This window comes from Domibacillus sp. F004 (assembly GCF_057814295.1).
Map to the genome: position 1 here is coordinate 1 of NZ_JBVATB010000035.1, position 355 is coordinate 355.

Genomic DNA, 355 nt, shown 5'->3' on the forward strand with positions numbered 1-355 from the left:
TCTCAATGCCGTCTCGACCTTCCGCGTGGGCAAGGTGTGGATCTTCCTCGTCGGCATCCTCGCACCCGTGGTGCTCGGCTACATGCTCATCTCCCGGACCATCACACTGATCGTCGACGGCTATGCCGACCTCCCAGCGTGGTACCTCGGGCTCGTGGGCTGGGGAACGATCGCCTTCATCATCGTCGCAGCGGTCGCCTTCACGATGCTGCGGTGGAAACGCGACCCGGACGACTTCACCGCATGGCCCGAGTACGCTGTGCTCACCAAGGAGGGGCGCTCATGACCGGCATCGCGATCGCCTTCCTGCTGCTCGCCCTCGTTCTGGTCTGGGGTGGGCTGATCGCCAGCATCC

1 protein-coding gene and 1 pseudogene are annotated in these 355 nt (G+C 64.5%); both read left to right on the forward strand.

All coding sequences use genetic code 11. The features are described 5' to 3' along the window. Positions 1–286: pseudogene (locus ACZYRN_RS19300) on the forward strand (hypothetical protein); the annotation flags it as partial. Next, positions 283–355, forward strand: a 73-nt coding sequence (locus tag ACZYRN_RS19305) for a MetS family NSS transporter small subunit (protein ID WP_488913191.1), incomplete at its 3' end; no start/stop codon positions are given. The pseudogene ACZYRN_RS19300 and the gene ACZYRN_RS19305, both read left to right, overlap by 4 nt.